The following is a 20,196-nucleotide window of genomic DNA, read 5'->3' on the forward strand; positions in this document are numbered from 1 at the left end:
ATCTCAGCCATGTTAGATTCTATTGATGACCCACCAATTTTCACCGTCGAATTGCACGGTCCAACCTTGATAGGGAAGTGTGCCGGTAATGGTTTCTTGCCCGTCGATATCGCTGCCATTTCCGTCAAGGACAACCTTATTGCTGGAGGTGTCGATTTTCTTGATGGTGTATTTTTTTCCTGTTTGTACATCATTGGGCAAGGTGATGGTAACGGCATCTCCTGAAGCATCTACCAATATGGTTTCATCGGTCGCTACGGCGGTGTAGTTTGCGTCTTTCTTTACAATGGCGCTTGGGATAATAGCCGGAATGGTTTTCAGCACGCCGTCTCTATCTACTACGACGATGCGGTCTTCCGTTTCATCGCCTTCTTGTAGGCCGGTGATGGCGAGGGTGTTGGTGGCGGTTGTTATGATTTCTGTTTCTTCATATACTAAGGCTCCACCGAGTTTTATCGCACCGGAAGTACCATCGATATGGAGGCCGTTGGTGGCGGCGATGTCTATTTCCGTCTTCTCGTCGCCCTCGTCGGTGTAGGTTATACGGTAAACGGCTGGTCCATCGCCATCCTCCCCTAAATGAGTAACCTCGCCCACGATGGCGGTCAGGGTCTCCAGGTTCTGTACGAGCGAGTCGAGTTGCAGCGTGGTGGTCTTCCCGTGCTCGTCGGTGTAGAGGATGGCCGTGGTATCCGCATTGAGTTGGATGGCGGTCAGGGTCTCCAGGTTCTGTACGAGCGAGTCGAGTTGCAGCGTGGTGGTCTTCCCGTGCTCGTCGGTGTAGAGGATGGCCGTGGTATCCGCATTGAGTTGGATGGCGGTCAGGGTCTCCAGGTTCTGTACGAGCGAGTCGAGTTGCAGCGTGGTGGTCTTCCCGTGCTCGTCGGTGTAGAGGATGGCCGTGGTATCCGCATTGAGTTGGATGGCGGTCAGGGTCTCCAGGTTCTGTACGAGCGAGTCGAGTTGCAGCGTGGTGGTCTTCCCGTGCTCGTCGGTGTAGAGGATGGCCGTGGTATCCGCATTGAGTTGGATGGCGGTCAGGGTCTCCGTTGCCTTCACCACTTCCTCTAAATTAATCACCTGCGTTTCGTCATTCCCATCAACAAAAGTGAGTTCATATGTAACCGAATCGTAGTTTATGGGTTTGATATCATCCATCGCTGCAACAAGCACCCATCGGCTACCGTTATTGTAGTAAATACCAGGTACAATATCATTGACAGTAGCCGTATTGTATACCATCATGCCAGCGCGATGCTGCGACAACGGAGCAGCATCATCCGCGCGGCGCAATTGCACCCGTGCATGCAAGAGGCCTTTGCTGTTGCTTTCCAGTTCCAGCAATGCATCTTTATTGGGTAACACTGTACCTTGAATGGTATTGTCCCTTACTTTTTGCTGGGCAAAGATGGGGGTATAAAATACGGAAGTTATTAATACTACGAATAGTAAGTTGACTTTCATAGGCTGTGTTGATTACCGTTTGGAATTGCGATAGCGGCTGGGTATTACCTTTTTTCCAAATCAGGCATTGCATTTGTACTAAAAACGCTGTATAGGTATACTGGATGGCCAGGTGTAATACTTGTCGGCACTTGGCCTAAGTTTAAGTAGTTGTATAAAGTCATGATACGGGTAGATGTATGCGGATAAAGATGCAAAGTTTTTCAGTTGATGGCAACAATAACGGGCAAAAAAATGGTTTTTTCTTAAAACAATTCGCCGTTAACTAAAATATTACCGTTCTTAGCAGAAGATTACCTAAAATGCAGACAGGTAGCGATCAGTTAAGAGTATAATGGTGCGTACTCGGTTTGAAGATTGACGATTGTTTGCCTCTGAAAGTTTGATTATTTTCGCACGATATACTGGCGCACCGTTCATCCAATGATAGACACTTGAAAACAACCATTGCAAAACTAATTTCTACGCTCGGTCATCCATTTTTGACAGTTCCGGTATTTGTTGTTTTTTTGTTATTCAGCATCGAACCGGCACGGCAGGCAACTTATCTTTCTTTTTTAATCATCGGCGGGATTTTCGTGCCTATTGGGATAAAGACCATTTTGGGAGTAAGAAAGGGAACATACACAAACCTTGATGTATCGGATCAGGGGCAGCGCCAGGAATGGTTTATTGCTACCTCGGTTTTGCTGTTGATAGTCACGGCAATTATTTGGTTAACAAACCAAGGCTGGACGCTGCGTCTGGCGCTATCGTGTGCCTTAATGCTGCTGCTCGTTGCACAAGCGGTTAATATTCGGGTAAAAGCGTCCATGCACTTGGCCTTCCACACGTTTTTAGGCTTCCTTATCTTATATTTCAATTGGTATGCAGGGTTGTGCTTTTTGTTGTTCGCGCCGTTGCTGGCTTGGTCGCGGCTACATCTAAAGCGCCATGTAAATAAGGAAATCGTAGTGGGAATCGCCTTGGGCGTTGTTTTTGGTATGGTATTTTGGCTGTTGAGTTAAGGCCTTAGCGAGGTGTCGCCGCTAATTTTCTCCACGATAGGCCAGTCTGCCGCTGCCCAATCCAGCTCACGGAGCTGTGCTGGATACAGCCATTGGTGATGGATATGTTCAGTAAGTTTCAATGTTTCAATGTGGGCGGCGCGGCAAAGATAGGCTGTTAAGGTAATACGGAAATCGGGATAATCATGCAAGAGTACATGATAACGATTGCCAATCTGGACCTCCAGCCGCGTTTCTTCTTTGATTTCCCGATACAGAGCCGAGTCGGCGGTTTCGCCGGGCTCTACTTTGCCTCCGGGAAATTCGTATTTGAAGCTCGTATATACGTGTTTTCCCAGGCCTTTTTGGGTGCACAGGATTTTTCCTTCATGCTGGATGATTCCGGCAACAACGTCGTAATGGGGTATGGGCATGGCCAAAGGTACTAAATCAGCCGCACTACCTCGGTGTAGGGCGTAATAGATAGCCCGTCGGTGTTTTTTAGGAGGTTCAATCCTGGCCTTTTGCCTCTTTCGAGAGAACCGTATCGTTCGGAAATACCCAAAAAAGAAGCTCCGTTAATGGTAGCCCATTTTATGGTTTCGGTGAAGGGCAGTTCTGGAAAATGCCGGTGAATGGCTTTTAGCTCTGACAATACACACAACCGATTATTGGAGGCCAGGCTGTCTGTGCCGATAGTAATGCGGTGGTGGTAGCGGACGAAGTTCGGAATCTTAGGTAGTGAACCCTCGATATATAAATTAGCATTGGGGCAGAAACACCAGCTGACATTCCTTCCTTGCCGTTCGATAAAATAAATGTCTTTGGACGATGTATAGGTGTTATGTACCAATAATACCGGCGTGTCTTTCGATAGGTAGGACATGAACGTTTGCAGTGAATTCCTTGCCTGCGCCTTAAAACCGGAGATATCTCTGCCTAATACTTGGTAAAAGTTTAAAAACCGGCCGCTTTTGTAGCGGAAGAGCTTGTTCTCTTCTTCGCTTTCCTGGTTATGGATACTCAAAGGCATCTGATGCTCGGTTGCATTGTCATTGAGCAGTTTAAATAGTTCTTTAGATACTGAATATGGGGCATGAGGCGTAACTGACGTCGTATGGGGGTTAAACTGCTCAGCGATAGCCAACGCTTCGGAAAATTTCTGCTCGGCCGATTCGGGTTCAAATCCCAGGGTTTCTACAAACGTATGGTAATGGATGCTGCTGCTGGCTTTGACAGGAGCGGAGGCTGCTGTATTGGCGTGGTCGCCTACAGCTACGATGCCGTTGTCATACAACTGCTTATCGGCTGCTTCCATGGCTTGCAGCATATGGTTTTCGGACGCCGCTCTTTGAAATATAACCTGTTGCAAGAAAGGCACCAGTCCGGTGAGCCGGGGAATAACACCGGCCATGTGGGATAATTCTAAATGGCAGTGGGTGTTGACAAAGCCGGGGGTGATAATACCGGTGTGCTTGACGATTTTCTTGCCGTTAAGAATTGGATTGTCAGGAGCATGGACGCCGGCAATGACGCCCTTTTCGGTTATTTCAATAACACCATTCCTGACGGCTTCACCGACAACGGGTAGTATGTAATCTGCCGAGAAAAAAGTGTTCATCGTATTATTGGTTATGCCTGGTTGATGCCTTGGCTTAATTGAAACCGCCTGAACTGACGGATAGCATGCCGGTCAGTTTAGGGCTCGTTTCTGAGCATAAGCAAAGATGTGTTTTTTTTTTGTGTTTGACCAAACTTGCGGCAAAAATACGTTTAAAAAAGCTGTATCTTTGCAACGTGGTGAGTACCAAGGCTAAAATCGATATTCGTAAATTGTCGCTGGATGAACTCCAGAGCCATTTAATGGCTATGGGAGAGCAACCGTTCAGGGCTAAACAGATTTATGCCTGGCTCTGGCAGAAATCGTGTACGGATTTCGATGAGATGAGCAATCTCAGTAAACAGCTGCGTGATAAACTGAAGGAGGTGTTCGCTATCTATGCTGCTAAAGTAAAGCAGGCGCAGCGCAGTGCCGACAGCACGATCAAAAGTAGTTTTGTACTTTTCGATGGTAATATCATCGAAGGGGTGTTGATTCCTGCGCCGGATCGCATGACGGCCTGTGTGAGTTCGCAGGTGGGTTGCAGTCTGACCTGTAAGTTCTGTGCCACGGGTTATATGGAACGGAAACGGAACCTGAATGCCGACGAAATTTATGACCAGGTGGTGCTTATCAGTAAACAAGCACAGGACAATTATGGGCAGCCGCTTACCAATATCGTGTATATGGGGATGGGCGAACCTTTGCTCAATTATGCTAACGTGATGCAGTCAATACAACGCATCACGGCACCCGATGGATTGAATATGGCAGCAAAGCGTATAACGGTGTCTACGGCCGGAATCGCCAAAATGATCAAGCGGCTGGGTGATGATCGCGTTCGGTTTAATCTGGCCCTGTCATTGCATGCTGCGAACGACGAGAAACGCAACGAGATTATGCCCATTAACGAGCAGAATTCGCTGCGGGCTTTGGCAGAATCACTTAAATATTATTATGCCAAGACCAAAAATCCGGTAACGTATGAATACATCGTTTTCAATGGGTTTAATGACGAGCTCAGCGACGCGCATGAACTGGCGGCTTTCTGCAAACACCTGCCCTGTAAGGTGAATATTATTGAGTATAATCCTATAGCGTTTGCTGACTTTCAGAATGCGGAGGAGGATAAAATAGACCGGTTTGCTGATTTCTTACGCCACCGCGGGATAGTTACCAATATCCGCAGGAGCAGAGGAAAGGATATCGACGCGGCATGTGGGCAATTGGCCATCAAGGAAACGGCAAGCCCTGCTGTTTGACGCGCATGATTATCAGACAATATTTTGACGATTTGATTTCCCTGTTTTTCCCGCCGACATGTGCCGGGTGTGACATGCCTTTGACGTATGGCGAGCACTTAATCTGTACGGTTTGCTGGTTTCATCTGCCTTATACCAATGGGCACCGCGATTCCTGCAACGGCAGTGCACGGTTATTCTGGGGGCGCGTGCAATTGGCGGCTGTAGCTTCTTACCTTTATTTCATGGATGATTCGCGGGTGCAACGGATATTGCACCGGTATAAATACCGCGGCTGCCCCGAGATCGGTACCCTTATGGGTTTGCGGTATGGCGAACTGCTCATCGCCACGCCTCCTTTCAACCAGATAGACGTAATTGTTCCTGTCCCCCTGCACCGCGCAAAATTGCGGAAGCGTGGGTATAATCAAAGTGCTTTTTTTGCCCGAGGGCTTTCGCAGGTCATGCAGAAGCCGGTGGTAATCGACGGACTGGTAAGAAATCGCGCTGCGGATACCCAAACCCGGAAAACCCGGTATGAGCGACATGAAAATGTCTTAAATACTTTCGCAATGAATAACTCCCGCGGTTTAGCCGGCAGGCATGTCCTGCTGGTAGATGATGTGCTGACCACCGGCGCTACTATAGAGGCTTGCGCAAGCGTATTATTGGCGGGCGGTGTGGCCGATGTAAGCGCTGTCACCATCGCTAAGACCGTATGAATGACCATGCATATGCTGGACCGAATGCCGGTGTACCCGAGGGCATTTGCATCCGTTGCGAAACAGGCCGCAGGCCGACAAATGCGCTATAAGCGCGAGTCCTAAAATGAGAAGGGATGTTTTTCTGAAGGTATTACGGCGTTTCATCCGGGTATTCGCTGTTGTTATCATGGCGTTGCCTGTTCCCGGCATAACGTCCATTTTACGGCAGTTGTCAATACGAGGTAGGCAAAAACGCCCATGCCGGTACCGGCGATGTCAGCAAATAAGTCCCAAGCCTCGGCAGACCGATAGGTGAATATCTTCCATTGGATGTATTCCGTAAATAGGGCAAACAATGTTGAAAAGCTGACTACCCGGAACGTAATGGACCACGAAGGTTCAGTGTTTGCAGATCTTCTGATAGCACCATAATACAGCAAGATGGTAAACACGAAAAAGAAACCGGTGTGTACGAGTTTATCTATGCCAGGGAATTGAGGAACATTGTTGGTCGTTTCTGACGGTAAGCTACACAATACCAGAATAATCGTTGCCCATAGTATAGCCCAAATGTAATGCTTCATCGTGTTTATCCGTTATGGAGCGATTATAATGCCAAAATACGGCGTCCCGCGCAGGGGCGCCGTACTCCGTTATGCGATGGCTTTAGGCCGATACCTGCGCTTCATAATCAGCTGCTGAAAGTAGCTCCGCTACTTCTGCCGCGTTGCTTAGTTTCACACGTACTAACCAACCGTCTCCGTAAGGGTCTTGATTGACCAGTTCGGGCGATGCGTCTATTTTATCGTTCACCGCCAATACGGTGGCCGTAACCGGCATAAATAGGTCAGATACGGTTTTTACGGCTTCTACCGTGCCAAACACTTCGTTTTGCGGTACTTCATCGCCAATGGTATTGATGTCGATAAAGACGATATCGCCTAATTCACGCTGTGCGAAATCGGTAATGCCGATGACGGCTTCTTCGCCTTCTACACGAATCCATTCATGATCTTTCGTGTACTTTAAATCTGTAGGAAAAGTCATTAAACTATTGTTTTAATATGACCATGTGCTGACATGGTGAAATTTCCTCAAAAATAGGATTATATGATGAAATCGCAAAATAGCATTACCTTTATCCGCCATGAATAAATATGTCGAAAAACTGTATGCCATTGCAGGCAAGGAGACTCGATTGATTATTGGATTGATGTCGGGTACGTCGCTGGATGGTCTCGACGTAGCGCTCTGTAGGATTACCGGCTATGGAAAGGAAACGGCTTTGGAGCTTCTGCAGTTCGATACCACACCCTATACGGATGAATTTCGCAACCGCATCCGGGAGGTTTTCGCTAAACGGGAGGTAGATCAGCAGTTACTCACCGGGTTGCATGCGGTGGTGGGGCGTACCCATGGTGGTTTGGTGAATGAAATGCTTGCCGCTTGGGGAGTGCCAAACCATGAGGTTGACTTGCTGGCCAGCCATGGGCAAACAGTTTATCATGCGCCGCAGTCGCTTACGGGCAATCTCGAGTATCCCAATAGTACGCTGCAAATAGGGGATGGCGATCATGTGGCCGTCACAACGGGTATAATTACCGTCTCGGATTTTAGGCAAAAACATGTTGCGGCGGGTGGCGAAGGGGCGCCTTTGGCTGCCTATGGCGACCATCTATTATTTACCGATGGGCTGGAAACCCGGATTTTGCTTAACATCGGCGGTATAGCCAACTTTACCTGTCTTCCGGCAGGCAACATAGGGATGCCGTGTTTCGCCACTGACGTAGGGCCGGGCAATACCTTAATGGATCAATATATGCAGGCGGTTATGGGGCAGGCGATGGACAAAGATGCGGCCATAGCGTCTGCGGGCGTTGTGAATCGTCCACTGCTTGACACCCTGCTGAGTCATGATTTTTTTGCTTTGCCTTTTCCTAAAACGACGGGGCCTGAACTTTTTAATCTGCAGTACTTGGCTGATGCTCAGCATAAAGCGGGAACGGTTGGTCTTTCCAAGCACGATGTGATGGCTACGTTGTGTGCTTTTTCGGCCTCTGCAATTGTACAGGCTGTCAACCGGGTTATGGAGCCGCATAGGCAGGTCAAAGTTTATATCAGTGGCGGCGGGCTGCATAATCCGTTGTTGGTACGGTTCATTAAAGAAGGGCTTCCCGGCGTCAGCGTGTTGTCTTTTGATGAGTTGGGGCTGGTGCCGGATGCCAAGGAAGCGGCATTGTTTGCGCTGCTCGCCAATGAAACCGTGGCGGGAGATGCCATTCATGTGAACGGTATCATGAACTCCCCGGCGGTGTGCATGGGAAAAATCAGTTTTCCGGAATAGTTTATTAATCGTCGCCTAATGCCCGGTGTAGGAACAGTTTGAAATCATACATCCGGCGGAACGCTCCTAATACACGATCCAGCCCGTCGGGCTGTGCCAATTCTTCGTCCGTAAAGGCCTGAAAGGCCGTAAAGCTTTTCAGTTTCAGGTATTCAATATAGGGGTTATCACTATCGAAGCCGGCGGGTGGACGTTTTAACTGATCCTGCATGTCTAGTTGGCAGTGCTGCTTAAATTCGGGGTCGGCTAACAACTCCAATAACTGGTCTCCGTTGTAGTCGATTTCTTGCCGGATGGCCGCCAGATGATCTTTTTCGGGCCGCCAATATCCGCCGGCGGCAAAACTATTTCCCGGCTGTATATGCAGATAATATTCCGGCCCGTTCAGCTTGCGGCCTGCCGTGGATATTCCCGCGCCGAGCCACGTTTTATACGGTGCTTTATCTTTGCTGAACCGGGTGTCGCGGTATATCCGAAATAAGCATTTTGTTACGGGGATGTCTTCGGTAATATACCGATCGGTCTGCGCGAGGCCGTGGATTATGGCCGCGGTAAATTCCTTCATGTTTAGCCAGGCTTGTTCGTAGGCATCGCGGTTGGCTTGGAACCAGGTTCTGTCGTTGTTTTCTTTGATTGCCGAAAGGAAATCAAAGGTAGTGGGATGTATGGATAATTGCATAACGCTTAACGTTCGTTTAGTTTAATACGGTATGGAGAAAGGCTAATACAATGGGGGCGGCAAGCAGCAACCCGTCAAAACGATCGAGCAAGCCTCCATGGCCGGGTAATAGTGCGCCTGAATCTTTGACACGCTGACTGCGTTTGAGCATCGATTCGACCAGATCCCCGAAAGTGCCGAATATGGCAATAATTAGCGCGATGGTTATCCATTGCCAAGGAGCAATTACGGGAAAATAATGGGCTATGGCCATGGCGGTAACCAGCGCTAATAAAACCCCTCCTGCAAAACCTTCCCAAGTTTTTTTGGGCGAAATGCGTTCAAAAAGTAAGTGCTTGCCAAGGCGCCTCCCCGCCAGGTAGGCACCGGTATCATTGCTCCATAGAATAAGCATGAATCCTAAGGGTAAGCGGTAGTCATACACCCCACCCATAATGCCCAATGTAAAGAACGAGGCAAATGGTAAGACTACATATAGCACCCCCAGTAGGGTGTAGGCGATGCCGGCGAATGGTTTTTCCTGTTTTTTGTAAAGGGCGGTAATAAATACGGAGGCTATTAAGGGGGCAATAAGCCCCAGATAATGTGCAGTGAATATGTCAAGCCGGAGCGCTGCATAGGCTGCAAACAGTACACCGCCCACGAGCAAACCCAACGGCCGGCTGGGCTTAGCTGCGTCGTCTGCGATGATGCGATAGAATTCATCGAGGCAACAGATACTCAGCACTATGAAAAAAACTGCAAACACATATTGGCCTAAAAACATGGCGCTTAGTAGGACGATCACAAAAAAAAGGCCGGTAATCGCACGGGTTCTCATGGCAGTTCAGGCTTAGTTATCTTCCGATTCGTTTTCTGCGATTAAACGTTGTGCGAAGGCTTCATCTGACTCATGCACATATACCTCCACTTGCCCGAAGCGGTAAGACGAATCCTGTTTGTTGATTACTATTGCCGGTACCCCGTGTTCTTCAAGCATCTGTTTCGTGATTTCTGCCTGAAAGGGATTGGTGGTGGTAAGTAGCTTAATCCAATGTTTCTCCATTATATCGTATGTTTTGTGCCGTGGCGGTTTTATGGTATTGGTACAACAGCACTGCGGTAAGCACAAAGCTAATAAAATAAAAATAAGCTGGAATCTGCAATCCGGCATCCATTTCTTCAAATGAACGACCCCGCCGGAGAAGGAAAAATGCGGACAATGCTACCGTTGCGTTATTGATGAAGTGAGCCAGCACCGGCAACCAGATGTTTTTGCCCCACAGCAAAAGGTAGCCGAACAGCGCTCCCATCAGCATGCGGGGCAAAAAACCATAAAATTGGAGGTGGATGGCACTGAAGATGACGGCGGTAACCCAAATGCCGGTATGCGGGTTGTTAAACCAACGGGATAGAAGGCGTTGAAGACAACCCCGGAAGAAAAACTCTTCACCGATAGCGGCTATTACGGCTACTACGATCAGGCTGGTGGCCATACCCCAGTAGGAGGTATCTGAAAGTAACAACTTGGTCAACCGCTCTTGTTCGGCTTCCTTAGCTTTCATCCAGTTTTCAAGCCCAGACAGGGCTTCCGGAAGTTGCAGGCGTTCATTCAGCAAAATGGCTTGTTCGAACAACGGTCCTGCAAAGAACATAATCCCCAGTACCATTGGCCATAATAAGGGATTTACTGAAGTGGTAAAAGCGAGATAGCGCTGCCGCGGCTTATCAAACACTTCCATAAGGAGTGGTGGAAGGATGAACATACCGATACTGAAACCTGCCTGCAAGATTTTTAAGAAACCGGTATGGGTGGTTGCAGACGCGAGATCTTCCAATCCGGTGAGGCTGCCTGCGCGATTTAAAGTGATAAAACCGATGAACGCAGAAAGTGTACCCATGATAACGGCTCCGGCAAACGCCAAGGCGAGAAGCAAGATCAACGACGTTGCTGGGTGTTTTTCACCTTGGAAGCCGTGGGAAACAGGGCGTGAGGCCATAGGGTTACTTAATTTGGGGATGAAGATACGGATTGCAGCCGAAATCGAGAAACATCCATTGTTATCAATGCTGGGAAAGTACCTGCCGTTTGTTTTTGTAAACGAGTTTAGCTAAGTTTGGAAATACTAAAGGCGCTGTGATGAAAGCCCTGCCAATTATATTCCTTTTGACGATCGCCTGCTTATTTCCGGTAGCGAAGGTGCAAGCGCAGGAAGAATATATTGCACCGCCTTCCGAGACGCTTACCGTTGTTCCCTTCTCATTGGTGGCGGAAAGCGTTGTCTTGATAAATGGCGTTTTGGTGGGCTATCCGGATACCCTTACTTTTATCTTGGATACGGGAAGCAGCGGCATTTCATTGGATTCTACAACAGTCAGTTCGTTAGGGCTTGTGCCTGAGTTGTCTGACATCAATATACGGGGAATCGCGGGGGTACGGCGTGCGGAATTTCTTTATAACATGTCGCTCAAACTGAACGGACTCGTGGTAGATAGCCTGAATTTTCATGTGAATAATTACGAATTTCTATCGTATGTTTATGGCAAAAAGATAGATGGTGTAATCGGGTATTCACTATTCAGCCGGTATATCATTAAAATCAACTATGACCTTAATGAAGTGCAGATCTGCTCGCAAGGTGCCATCAAATACCCGAGGGGCGGGTATCTGCTGAAGCCGTTTATCCGGACGTTGCCGGTATTGCCGGCAAAGGTGACCGATCATCGCTCGGTAACCTCCCGCTACCTTTTTGATATCGGGGCCGGAATGTCGCTGATGTTTTCACGGGATTTTGATCAGGACAGCGCCTTTATTCGAAAGAAGCGGAAGCGCTTTCCCCTGCAGGCACATGGAGTGGGGGGCAAACTGGAAATGGAAATGACCTTGGTACGGAATTTCCGGCTGGGGCCGTACCGTTTCCGGAAAGTGCCTGCTATGGTGTTTGATGATGAGCATAATGTGACTTCCTATCCGTACTTGGGCGGACTTATAGGAAACCAGCTCCTGAAACGCTTTAATGCAATTTTTAATTACGAACAACGGGAGATTTACCTCGAACCCAATACGCTTTACCGGGAGCCTTTCTATTACTCTTATTCTGGCATGGAGCTTTATTATATCGACGGTTCGGTTATTATCGGTTCAATCATAAGCGGTTCTCCGGCAGATCGTTCGGGGCTTAAGGTAGGGGATGTTGTCGTTGCCATTGACAACGTGGCCAATGGGGATTTCGTTCAGTATAAGCGGGTATTGATGATGGCAAAAAAACGGGTGAAACTGATTGTCAGCCGAGGCGACGAGTTGCTGGAAATTCCGTTGAAGTTACATAGTCTGCTTTAGTATTGCTATCTTAGCTTATTAGTAAAAGCCATTCCTGTGAGAAAATTGGACGTAAGTAGGCAAGAGAAGGAAACGTTGGATGACGCAATCGACCATTGGCTCAAGCTGGATATACTGGATGCCCGACTGGCTGAACGGCTGCGTGATTCTTATGAAGTTAAAGGCTTTGATTGGAAACGGTTGGCGCAATACGCTTTTTGGATAGCGCTTTCCTGTGTGGTACTTGCTTTCCTTTCATTGTTTGCGGATAAAATGGTGCTCCGGTGGATTGAGCGACTGTATGACACCCCGGATACCGTGATTTGTATATTTTGCATGGTATCAGCCGTGGTTTTTTACGCTTGGGGGTTTAGGCATAAACGAAGATATCCGGATAAAACGTTCAGCAACGAGGCGTTGATGGCACTAGGGGTGTTTGCAACCGCGGCTTTTATCGGGTATCTCGGAAAAATTATTGATAAAGGATCCGGCCATTTTTCGCTGTTGTTTCTGGCGTCGGTGATCATTTATGGTGTTTTAGCGGTTAAGCTTTCATCTAAGTTGATCTGGGTATTTACGCTGGTGAGCTTTGGGATATGGTTTGCTACGGAAACAGCTTATCATAGTAATTGGGGGTTCCGCTTCTGGGGGATGAATTATCCGCTGCGATTTACGATCTTTGGGGCTATCATCACTGCTTTTTCCGTCTTTTGGCAACACCGTTTTAAACCCCTCAAGCCGTTCCGGCAGTTGAGTTACGTCATTGGGCTTACTTATTTGATGGTCGCTTTATGGCTGCTGTCGATTTTTGGCAATTACAGCGACTTGGATAAATGGTCTCAGGTGCGGCAATGGCATATTTTCTATTGGGGTTTATTGTCGGTAGCCGTGTCCTTTGGGCTGGCTTGGTATGGCCTTAAACGACGGGACAATATTGCCCGGGAATTTGGCATTGTCTTTTTTGTGCTTAATATCTATACACGGTTTTTCGAATACCTGTGGGATAACATCAACCGTGCAGTGTTCTTCTTGCTGCTGGCCGCTTCGTTCTGGTACATCGGAAGATGGGCAGAGCGGGTTTGGGGCAGTGGCACAAAGCAAAAGACCCCATAGAAGTTAAGTGCTATGGGGTATTCTGCCGGAAAAGTGTCTGGTTAGGACTGTTTTACGAATTGAACGCTTGCCTGGATTTTTACATCGTCACTTACGACCACGGCACCGGCTTCGGTAACGGCGCTCCAGGTCAGGCCGAATTCTTTTCGGCTGATTTTGCCCGTAACTTCAAAACCGGCCTTGAAATTGCCGTAGGGGTCGGTTACCGTGCCGCCGAATTCGACGTCGAGCTTGATGGGTTTGGTGGTTTCTCCGATGGTTAAGTCGCCATGGAGCACAAATTCCTGAGCGCCTTTTTCTTCAACGGAGGTGGATACGAACGTGATGGTCGGATATTTGCCGGCGTCGAAAAAGTCAGCGGACTTCAGGTGCTCGTCCCGTTGCGACTGATTGGTGTCTATGCTCCCGGTGTCAATGGTAAAATTGACTTTGCCAGTGGTGAAATCCGACTCGTTTTCTGTAACGACCGTGCCATCAAAGGAACGGAAATAACCGGTAACGGTCGTGATAACCAAGTGTTTTACCTTAAACGCCACCTCAGAGTGGGTGGGATCTAATTTCCATGTAGTTGCCATAGTTATATTGTTTTGTCTTACAAAAATAGTAGATTCATGTTTAAACAAACATTGAACTACATTAATTTTTTATGTAAAACAATCAAAGGCGGAAAAAGATTAGCTGATGTGAAGACTGTAGGTGATAGACACACCTCCTGTGGCCAGCATGTCATGTACAGAGCAGTATTTCTTCACGGCCAGTTCGGCTGCTTTTTCTGCTTTGGCCTGGTCAATTGTGCCCTTAAGAAAAAAAGAAATATGCACCGACGTAAAGACCCGCGGAATTTCGTCTCTGCGTTGCGCTTCAACGTCGATTTTCATGTCGTCAATTTGCTGGCGCTGCTTCTTGAGTATGTTCACTAAATCCAATGCGCTGCAAGATCCTAAGGCCATGAGTACCAATTCCATGGGGCGTGCTCCAAGGCCTTCACCACCGATATCGGGAGAGCCGTCTATATGTACGGTAACATCGGTGCTGCTGCTGATGGCTTCAAAATGGACGGCATCGTTAAGCCTATTCAGTGTTACTTTCATTTGATATTATTTAGTTTTTTGGGAACGGTGGCTTACGCGGCCGGCCGTCTAACTGTTGTTCAATGCCTGGACAATATCGGCTATGATGTCTTCCGCGTCTTCCAACCCCACGGATATACGGATGCTTCCGGGCTGTATACCCAGCTGTTGCCGCTCCTCTTCCGTGAGCTTCGAATGGGTCGTTGACGCCGGGTGGGTGGCGATACTGCGCGAGTCGCCTAAATTGGACGTAATCCGTATCATTTGTAAGGCGTCAAGGAACCGTTTGGCTTGTTCGAACCCGTCTTTGACCACGAAGGTGACAATACCGCCACCCGCTTTCATTTGCTTTTTTGCCAGATGGTATTGCGGATGCGACGGAAGGAACGGATAACGTACCTGCATTACTTGAGGGTGTTGCTCGAGTTCCTCGGCTACCCGCAGTGCGTTGCTGCAATGGCGATCCATCCGCAGGCCTAAGGTTTCTATACTCTTCGAGAGTACCCACGCGTTGAATGGCGAGAGAGCGGGGCCGGTATGGCGGATAAAAAACATCAGCTCATCAATGAGGGCCTTTTTGCCCACTACCACCCCGCCTAATACGCGGCCTTGTCCGTCCATGTATTTTGTAGCGGAATGGCTCACCAGGTCAAACCCATAACGCATCGGTTTTTGAAGGTAAGGCGTGGCAAAGCAATTGTCTACGTTGAGAATGATGTTGGGATATTTTTCCTTGAATCTTCCCAGCCATTCCAAATCGACCAGCTCCAGCCCCGGGTTGGAAGGGGTTTCCAAAAAAATCATCCGTGTGTTGGGTTGGATGGCTTTTTCCCACGCTTCTGGTTCAGATGCATCTACATAAGTAGACGTGATACCCCAACGTGGAAATAGTTTGGTGATTAACTGGTGCGTGGAGCCGAAGATCGCGCGGCAGGCTACCACGTGGTCACCGCTTCTGAGCAGGGCGGCAAAGGATGCGAACACAGCGGCCATTCCCGATGAAAAAGCCAAACCCGCTTCTGCACCTTCCAGGTCACACACCTTATTGATAAACTCGGTGGTGTTAGGGTTCGAATACCGGGAATATACGTTGCCCTCTTCCTCTTCTGCGAAAATCGCCCGTCCTTGCTCGGCGCTGTCAAAGATGAAGCTGGAAGTTAAGTACAGGGGCACAGCATGCTCACGGTAGAGGGAGCGGTCGGCCTGCTCCCGGATGGCCTTCGTTTGTTCGTTCATGTCAAAATTGAGTCGCACAAACTTAGCCAAAGTTGGAGTGATATGCAAACAGCGGTTTATCCCTTTCTTTCCTTCATTTGGTGGTCAAGCGAATAAGGGCCGGATCCCGCCACCAGGAAAAAGAGCAGCAAAAGAAGCACCACAATGGAAATCCATAATTCAGAATTGAGAAAAGTAAGCCCGCGGGTGACATTCACAAAAAATACGGCACCGAATAATATCGGCAATTGGACCGCCACTGCAACGCGTGTGATAAGACCAATCGCAATGAGTATACCGCCCACCAGATGGGCAAAGGCTACATAGTGGACGGCTCCCCATGTATAGATTTGGATATGCGTTTCCTCGATAAGTTGCCTCAGGGCAGCGGTATCTGCCAGGAATGTGGCCCCTTTGAGAAAAATAACGATGCCCAATCCGATGCGGAGAATGTCCAACCACCGGGGATGATGGGTGTCGCCCCAATGTTCGATTCGTTGGATAAGATTCATCATTAACCTCCTTTCAGGTTACTATTAATACAGCAACAAAAAAGCCCGCTCTTTGTTTTAAGAACAGGCTTTTATATGAAAGGGTAATTAACAGCTTATTTGTTGATGTACATCACCTCTTTGGTTGCTTTAACCACGCGTTCAACGTTAGGCAACGCTGCCTGGAGCAACGTCGGCGCGTAAGGTAAGGGAACATCTGCTGATGTCAGCCGTATCACAGGCGCATCGAGGTAGTCAAAGGCATCCCGTTGCACCTTATAGGCAATTTCAGACGAGATGGATGCCAACGGCCATGCTTCTTCAACCACTACTAAGCGGTTAGTCTTTTTTACTGAATTGATAATGGCTCCATAGTCTATGGGGCGCACGGTCCGCAGGTTGATCACTTCGGCATCGATACCTTCTTTAGTGAGTTCTTCAATGGCGGGCAATACTACCCTCGGCAACATTTTACCGAAGGTTACAATGGTAACGTCACTGCCTTCCTTTTCGGTGTGAGCCTTGCCCAATTCCAGGTAATACTCTTCTTCGGGTACCTGGCCTTTATCGCCATACATCACCTCCGACTCCATGAATATGACCGGATCAGGGTCAATGATGGATTGTTTCAGCAAACCTTTCGCATCATAAGGATTGGCCGGCACCACTACTTTAAGGCCGGGGGTGTTCGCATACCAGTTTTCGAAATTTTGCGAGTGCTGCGCCGCCAATTGGCCGGCATTGCCCGTTGGCCCCCGGAATACAATAGGTATAGGGAACTGGCCGCCGCTCATCGAATACATTTTTGCTGCTGAGTTGATAACTTGATCAATGGCAACTAATGAAAAGTTAAATGTCATAAATTCGATAATCGGCTTAAGGCCGTTCATGGCTGCGCCGATGCCGATGCCTGCAAAGCCCAGTTCGGCGATGGGAGTGTCAATAACACGTTTGGGGCCGAATTCATCAAGCATGCCTTGGCTTACTTTATAAGCGCCGTTATACTCGGCAACTTCTTCGCCCATCAAGAAAATCGTAGCATCTTTGCGCATTTCTTCGCTCATGGCCTCGCGAAGCGCTTCTCTGAATTGTATTTCTCTCATCAGTTGTATGTCGTGTCAAAAAAATTTCAGCACGCAAACCTACTATAAATTATTGATATTTCTGACTCTTGGTTGTCAAAATTTTGTGTGTTAATGGTTCGTCAGCCGGTTGTTCCTGCAAAATTTTTCAGCCAGTGGTTCAGGTTGTCGATAGCCAGCCCAATCTGCCAGCTTGCTTTGTTACGGCGTTCTACATAGTTGGAAATGGCACGTACTTGCGCTGCTGGAATTCCTGCCTGCTGCGCCGCATATAATGCAGCGGCACCTTCCATACTTTCTGTTTGCGGGGCCAAACGCTTAAGGGTTATTTCTATGTGCTGTTCATGGCCATGCACGGTGTTTACCGTAATGCCCCGGCACTTCCGCAACGCTGAAACTGCGGTTTCTGCCGTGCTGTGGAACGTATGGGCTGCCAGTCCCATGGCTTCACTATCCAGAAAATGCTCCCCATCTTCGGCTCCTAATTCGGCAATGGTGTCCTGATATACATAAACGACCTCACCGAGCGCTATCGACCGGTCGAAACTTCCTGCTATGCCCACATTGAGCAACAGTTTATACGGTTTGGAGGCAAGTTGCCGCCCCAAGGCAAATGCTGTGGCAACCATCCCCACCCCCGTTATTATTGCTTCAAAACCTTGTCGCTGCTCCTCAGGTAATTGGAGGAAAGGCAAAATCTCCGCTTTTGTCGCTGCTGCAACCAATATATCCATCCAACGAATGTACGTAAAATGTATGGATTTGCTACTTTTGTTGTCCATGGCTTATCTCAGACTGCTTTTGCTGCCTTTTTCCGTTTTATACGGCTTTGCCGTTTGGGTTCGCAACCGATGCTACGATTGGGGTTGGTTCAGAAGCAGGTCATTTAATCACCCGGTTATTGTGGTGGGCAACTTAGCCGTAGGGGGGACAGGGAAGAGTCCGATGACAGAATACCTGCTCCGCCTGTTGCATGAGCACTATACGGTGGCTACGCTAAGCCGAGGGTATGGTCGCAAAACACGTGGTTTTTTCGAAGTAAGCCCACTTGACACGGCTGCTGATTGCGGGGATGAACCGCTCCAGTTCAAACGGAAATTCCCGCATGTTACCGTAACGGTGGGCGAAGATCGGGTAAACGGGGTGAGGCGGTTAATCCAAAGCGGTAAGGAAGTGGTTGTCTTGGATGATGCGTTCCAGCACCGGGCCTTGAAACCCGGGTTGGCAATTCTGCTCTTCGATTATCAACGTATGAAACGGCCCAAATGGCTGCTTCCGGCCGGCGACTACCGCGATTGGTTCAGCGAACGCCGCCGTGCGGATGTCATGATTGTGACAAAAATGCCTGGCACGGCTACTGAGCAGGATAAGGCTGATATCCGCCGTATGTTGCGTTCTAAACACAGGGACATTCCGGTGCTGTTTTCCAAAATCGGCTATGGTGCTATTGTACCGCTGTTTCCCGGAGAAGAGCGGGAAGGGATTACGTTGACGGCTCAGGTTTCGGTTTTGTTGGTTACGGGCATTGCTAATCCAGCGCCATTGCGGGGATATCTTGCCACACGGGCTGGCGATGTGGTGCAGCTCAGTTATCCGGATCACCATCAGTATACGAAGGCCGACATTCGGAATATGATCAATCGGTTTGAGGCAATCGCAAATCCGCATAAGCTCATCATTACCACTGAAAAAGATGCTCAGCGCCTGTTGATGCCCGAGCTTTCTGGCGCCTTGGTTACTTTGCCGATATATGTTGTGCCTATCCACCCGCTGTTTGACGGTAAGGAAGAGGAATTTTTCAGGCAATTGGTACTTACTTATTGTGCCCGCGTATTGGGATCATAACGGAAACTTAATCTATGCAAAACGACAAAAGACCGCGGCTTGCCATTGATATGGATGAAGTATTGGCCGACACCCACCAGAAATTTCTGGCGCTCTACCATCAGGACTACGGGATAGCGATGGATATTTATCAAGAACCGGGTAAGGAATTACATGAAAATCTGCCGGATCATCTAAGAGAGCAGTGGAAGGTTTATATTCACCAAAAAGGGTTCTTCAGGGATATTCCTCCGATGCGTGATGCTATCGAAACCGTGAAGGCTTTACAGGAGCGTTACAACGTTTATGTGGTTTCCGCCGCAATTGAGTTTCGGAATTCTTTAGAAGACAAATTGGACTGGTTAGACGAGCACTTCCCGTTTATTCCATGGACCAACATTTTGTTTACTGGAGAGAAAATTATAGCGGCTGATGTCATGATTGACGACCGTATAAAAAATCTGGCTCATTTCCAGGGACGGAAATTACTGTATACGTCGCCCCACAATGTACTGATTACGGGTTACGAACGGGTAAACAGTTGGCGAGACGTAGCCGAATTGTTACTTTGATTGGTTAAACTTTATTCTTCTTTGTTGGTCTTCTCTGTCATAAACTTAATTTTTAAGACATGAAACAAAAAATCTTATTCACGGTAGCCGTACTGCTGATGGCAGTGGGGTTATCTTTTGGCCAACAGCAACGGGGAGGCCGTGGGTTCGGTACACCTGAAGAGAATGCGAAACGTACCACCGAACGGTTAGCGGAACAATTAAAGCTCTCCAAGGCACAACAAGATTCGGTATATGCCTATACCCTTGAACAAGGAAAGGCGATGCAGCAGGCTTTTCAGGCCAACCAGAACGCGGATAGGCAGCAGATGATGGGTAAAATGCGGGCGCTGCGCGAGGAGACAGATGAAAAAATCCGTGCCGTGCTGGATGATAGCCAAAAGAAGGCATTTGAAAAAATGCGGGAAGAACAGGCAAGCCGCATGCGGCAAGGCGGCCGCCGTGGGGGCGGAAGCGGAAACAACGGCTAATAGCAAAAAACTAAGAGGACAATCGTTAAATGATTGCCCTCTT

At 48.4% G+C, this 20,196-nt stretch carries 24 protein-coding genes; 9 read left to right on the forward strand and 15 right to left on the reverse strand.

Annotated elements, in window-relative coordinates; translation table 11 throughout:
* Nucleotides 1-12: 12 nt before the first annotated feature.
* Nucleotides 13-1,464, reverse strand: coding sequence for a hypothetical protein (locus BM030_RS05920; RefSeq protein ID WP_090972148.1), 1,452 nt, complete (start codon nucleotides 1,462-1,464; stop codon nucleotides 13-15).
* A gap of 434 nt (nucleotides 1,465-1,898) precedes the next feature.
* Here BM030_RS05920 and BM030_RS05925 point away from each other — a divergent pair, with 434 nt between their 5' ends.
* Nucleotides 1,899-2,471, forward strand: a complete 573-nt coding sequence (locus BM030_RS05925; RefSeq protein ID WP_139215822.1) for a hypothetical protein — start codon at nucleotides 1,899-1,901, stop codon at nucleotides 2,469-2,471.
* Here BM030_RS05925 and BM030_RS05930 read toward each other — a convergent pair.
* Complete coding sequence (locus BM030_RS05930; protein ID WP_244518711.1) at nucleotides 2,468-2,884, reverse strand: (deoxy)nucleoside triphosphate pyrophosphohydrolase; 417 nt, start codon at nucleotides 2,882-2,884, stop codon at nucleotides 2,468-2,470. The two genes, BM030_RS05925 and BM030_RS05930, sit on opposite strands and share 4 nt — an antisense overlap.
* 11 nt (nucleotides 2,885-2,895) lie before the next feature.
* Complete coding sequence (locus BM030_RS05935) at nucleotides 2,896-4,071, reverse strand: amidohydrolase family protein (protein WP_090972152.1); 1,176 nt, start codon at nucleotides 4,069-4,071, stop codon at nucleotides 2,896-2,898.
* 179 nt (nucleotides 4,072-4,250) lie between these two features.
* Here BM030_RS05935 and rlmN point away from each other — a divergent pair, with 179 nt between their 5' ends.
* Nucleotides 4,251-5,312, forward strand: a complete 1,062-nt coding sequence (gene rlmN / locus BM030_RS05940; protein ID WP_090972253.1) for a dual-specificity RNA methyltransferase RlmN — start codon at nucleotides 4,251-4,253, stop codon at nucleotides 5,310-5,312.
* A gap of 5 nt (nucleotides 5,313-5,317) precedes the next feature.
* Complete coding sequence (locus BM030_RS05945) at nucleotides 5,318-6,013, forward strand: ComF family protein (RefSeq protein WP_244518713.1); 696 nt, start codon at nucleotides 5,318-5,320, stop codon at nucleotides 6,011-6,013.
* 167 nt (nucleotides 6,014-6,180) lie between these two features.
* Here BM030_RS05945 and BM030_RS05950 read toward each other — a convergent pair whose 3' ends face one another.
* Together BM030_RS05950 and gcvH are read right to left on the reverse strand one after the other, a co-directional pair.
* Complete coding sequence (locus BM030_RS05950; protein WP_139215823.1) at nucleotides 6,181-6,579, reverse strand: VanZ family protein; 399 nt, start codon at nucleotides 6,577-6,579, stop codon at nucleotides 6,181-6,183.
* An 82-nt stretch (nucleotides 6,580-6,661) separates the two neighbouring features.
* Entirely contained in the window at nucleotides 6,662-7,042 is a 381-nt protein-coding gene (gene gcvH / locus BM030_RS05955) for a glycine cleavage system protein GcvH (RefSeq protein ID WP_090972154.1), read from the reverse strand.
* 100 nt (nucleotides 7,043-7,142) lie between these two features.
* Between gcvH and BM030_RS05960 the strand changes: the two genes are divergently transcribed.
* A complete protein-coding gene (locus BM030_RS05960) occupies nucleotides 7,143-8,339 on the forward strand; it encodes an anhydro-N-acetylmuramic acid kinase (RefSeq protein WP_090972157.1) in 1,197 nt (398 codons plus the stop codon).
* A 4-nt stretch (nucleotides 8,340-8,343) separates the two neighbouring features.
* Here BM030_RS05960 and BM030_RS05965 read toward each other — a convergent pair whose 3' ends face one another.
* From BM030_RS05965 to BM030_RS05980, 4 genes are read right to left on the reverse strand one after another with little or no spacing between them, the layout of a single operon-like run.
* Complete coding sequence (locus tag BM030_RS05965; protein WP_090972159.1) at nucleotides 8,344-9,018, reverse strand: DUF2461 domain-containing protein; 675 nt, start codon at nucleotides 9,016-9,018, stop codon at nucleotides 8,344-8,346.
* A gap of 16 nt (nucleotides 9,019-9,034) precedes the next feature.
* Nucleotides 9,035-9,838 (reverse strand): phosphatidate cytidylyltransferase, encoded by an 804-nt coding sequence (locus tag BM030_RS05970; RefSeq protein ID WP_090972161.1) that lies wholly within the window; start codon nucleotides 9,836-9,838, stop codon nucleotides 9,035-9,037.
* Between the two features lie 12 nt (nucleotides 9,839-9,850).
* Entirely contained in the window at nucleotides 9,851-10,063 is a 213-nt protein-coding gene (locus BM030_RS05975; RefSeq protein WP_170845647.1) for a putative signal transducing protein, read from the reverse strand.
* Nucleotides 10,044-10,997 carry a CPBP family intramembrane glutamic endopeptidase gene (locus BM030_RS05980; RefSeq protein WP_090972165.1) on the reverse strand — a complete coding sequence of 318 codons (954 nt, stop codon included), beginning with the start codon at nucleotides 10,995-10,997 and terminating at the stop codon, nucleotides 10,044-10,046. Before BM030_RS05980 ends, BM030_RS05975 begins: the two co-directional genes overlap by 20 nt.
* A 140-nt stretch (nucleotides 10,998-11,137) precedes the next feature.
* On the opposite strand from BM030_RS05980, the gene BM030_RS05985 reads away from it, so the two are divergent.
* Together BM030_RS05985 and BM030_RS05990 are read left to right on the forward strand one after the other, a co-directional pair.
* Nucleotides 11,138-12,337, forward strand: coding sequence for an aspartyl protease family protein (locus BM030_RS05985; protein WP_090972167.1), 1,200 nt, complete (start codon nucleotides 11,138-11,140; stop codon nucleotides 12,335-12,337).
* 36 nt (nucleotides 12,338-12,373) lie between these two features.
* Nucleotides 12,374-13,429, forward strand: a complete 1,056-nt coding sequence (locus BM030_RS05990; protein ID WP_090972169.1) for a DUF2157 domain-containing protein — start codon at nucleotides 12,374-12,376, stop codon at nucleotides 13,427-13,429.
* A gap of 41 nt (nucleotides 13,430-13,470) precedes the next feature.
* On the opposite strand, the gene BM030_RS05995 is transcribed toward BM030_RS05990, so the two are convergent.
* The 6 genes from BM030_RS05995 to mqnB form a co-directional block, all read right to left on the reverse strand.
* Nucleotides 13,471-14,004, reverse strand: a complete 534-nt coding sequence (locus tag BM030_RS05995) for a YceI family protein (protein WP_090972170.1) — start codon at nucleotides 14,002-14,004, stop codon at nucleotides 13,471-13,473.
* A gap of 99 nt (nucleotides 14,005-14,103) precedes the next feature.
* Nucleotides 14,104-14,520: an OsmC family protein gene (locus BM030_RS06000; RefSeq protein ID WP_090972172.1), complete on the reverse strand. Its 417-nt coding sequence runs from the start codon at nucleotides 14,518-14,520 to the stop codon at nucleotides 14,104-14,106.
* A 48-nt stretch (nucleotides 14,521-14,568) separates the two neighbouring features.
* Nucleotides 14,569-15,735, reverse strand: coding sequence for a trans-sulfuration enzyme family protein (locus BM030_RS06005; protein ID WP_090972174.1), 1,167 nt, complete (start codon nucleotides 15,733-15,735; stop codon nucleotides 14,569-14,571).
* A gap of 56 nt (nucleotides 15,736-15,791) precedes the next feature.
* On the reverse strand, nucleotides 15,792-16,226 hold the full coding sequence (locus tag BM030_RS06010) for a DoxX family protein (RefSeq protein ID WP_090972258.1): 435 nt from the start codon (nucleotides 16,224-16,226) through the stop codon (nucleotides 15,792-15,794).
* 95 nt (nucleotides 16,227-16,321) lie between these two features.
* Nucleotides 16,322-17,308, reverse strand: coding sequence for a pyruvate dehydrogenase complex E1 component subunit beta (locus tag BM030_RS06015; RefSeq protein WP_090972176.1), 987 nt, complete (start codon nucleotides 17,306-17,308; stop codon nucleotides 16,322-16,324).
* Between the two features lie 101 nt (nucleotides 17,309-17,409).
* Nucleotides 17,410-18,069 (reverse strand): futalosine hydrolase, encoded by a 660-nt coding sequence (gene mqnB / locus BM030_RS06020; protein ID WP_244518715.1) that lies wholly within the window; start codon nucleotides 18,067-18,069, stop codon nucleotides 17,410-17,412.
* Between mqnB and lpxK the strand changes: the two genes are divergently transcribed.
* Genes lpxK through BM030_RS06035 form a run of 3 tightly spaced genes read left to right on the forward strand, consistent with a single transcriptional unit; the run spans nucleotide 18,068 to nucleotide 20,153 of the window.
* The gene (gene lpxK, locus BM030_RS06025) at nucleotides 18,068-19,132 is read left to right on the forward strand and encodes a tetraacyldisaccharide 4'-kinase (protein ID WP_170845648.1); all 1,065 of its coding nucleotides are present in this window, start codon (nucleotides 18,068-18,070) and stop codon (nucleotides 19,130-19,132) included. The two genes, mqnB and lpxK, sit on opposite strands and share 2 nt — an antisense overlap.
* A 14-nt stretch (nucleotides 19,133-19,146) precedes the next feature.
* Entirely contained in the window at nucleotides 19,147-19,683 is a 537-nt protein-coding gene (locus tag BM030_RS06030; RefSeq protein WP_244518716.1) for a 5' nucleotidase, NT5C type, read from the forward strand.
* 59 nt (nucleotides 19,684-19,742) lie between these two features.
* On the forward strand, nucleotides 19,743-20,153 hold the full coding sequence (locus tag BM030_RS06035) for a hypothetical protein (protein ID WP_090972181.1): 411 nt from the start codon (nucleotides 19,743-19,745) through the stop codon (nucleotides 20,151-20,153).
* Nucleotides 20,154-20,196 lie beyond the last annotated feature (43 nt).

This window comes from Parapedobacter composti (assembly GCF_900112315.1).
In the GTDB taxonomy this organism is placed as follows: Bacteria; Bacteroidota; Bacteroidia; order Sphingobacteriales; family Sphingobacteriaceae; genus Parapedobacter; species Parapedobacter composti.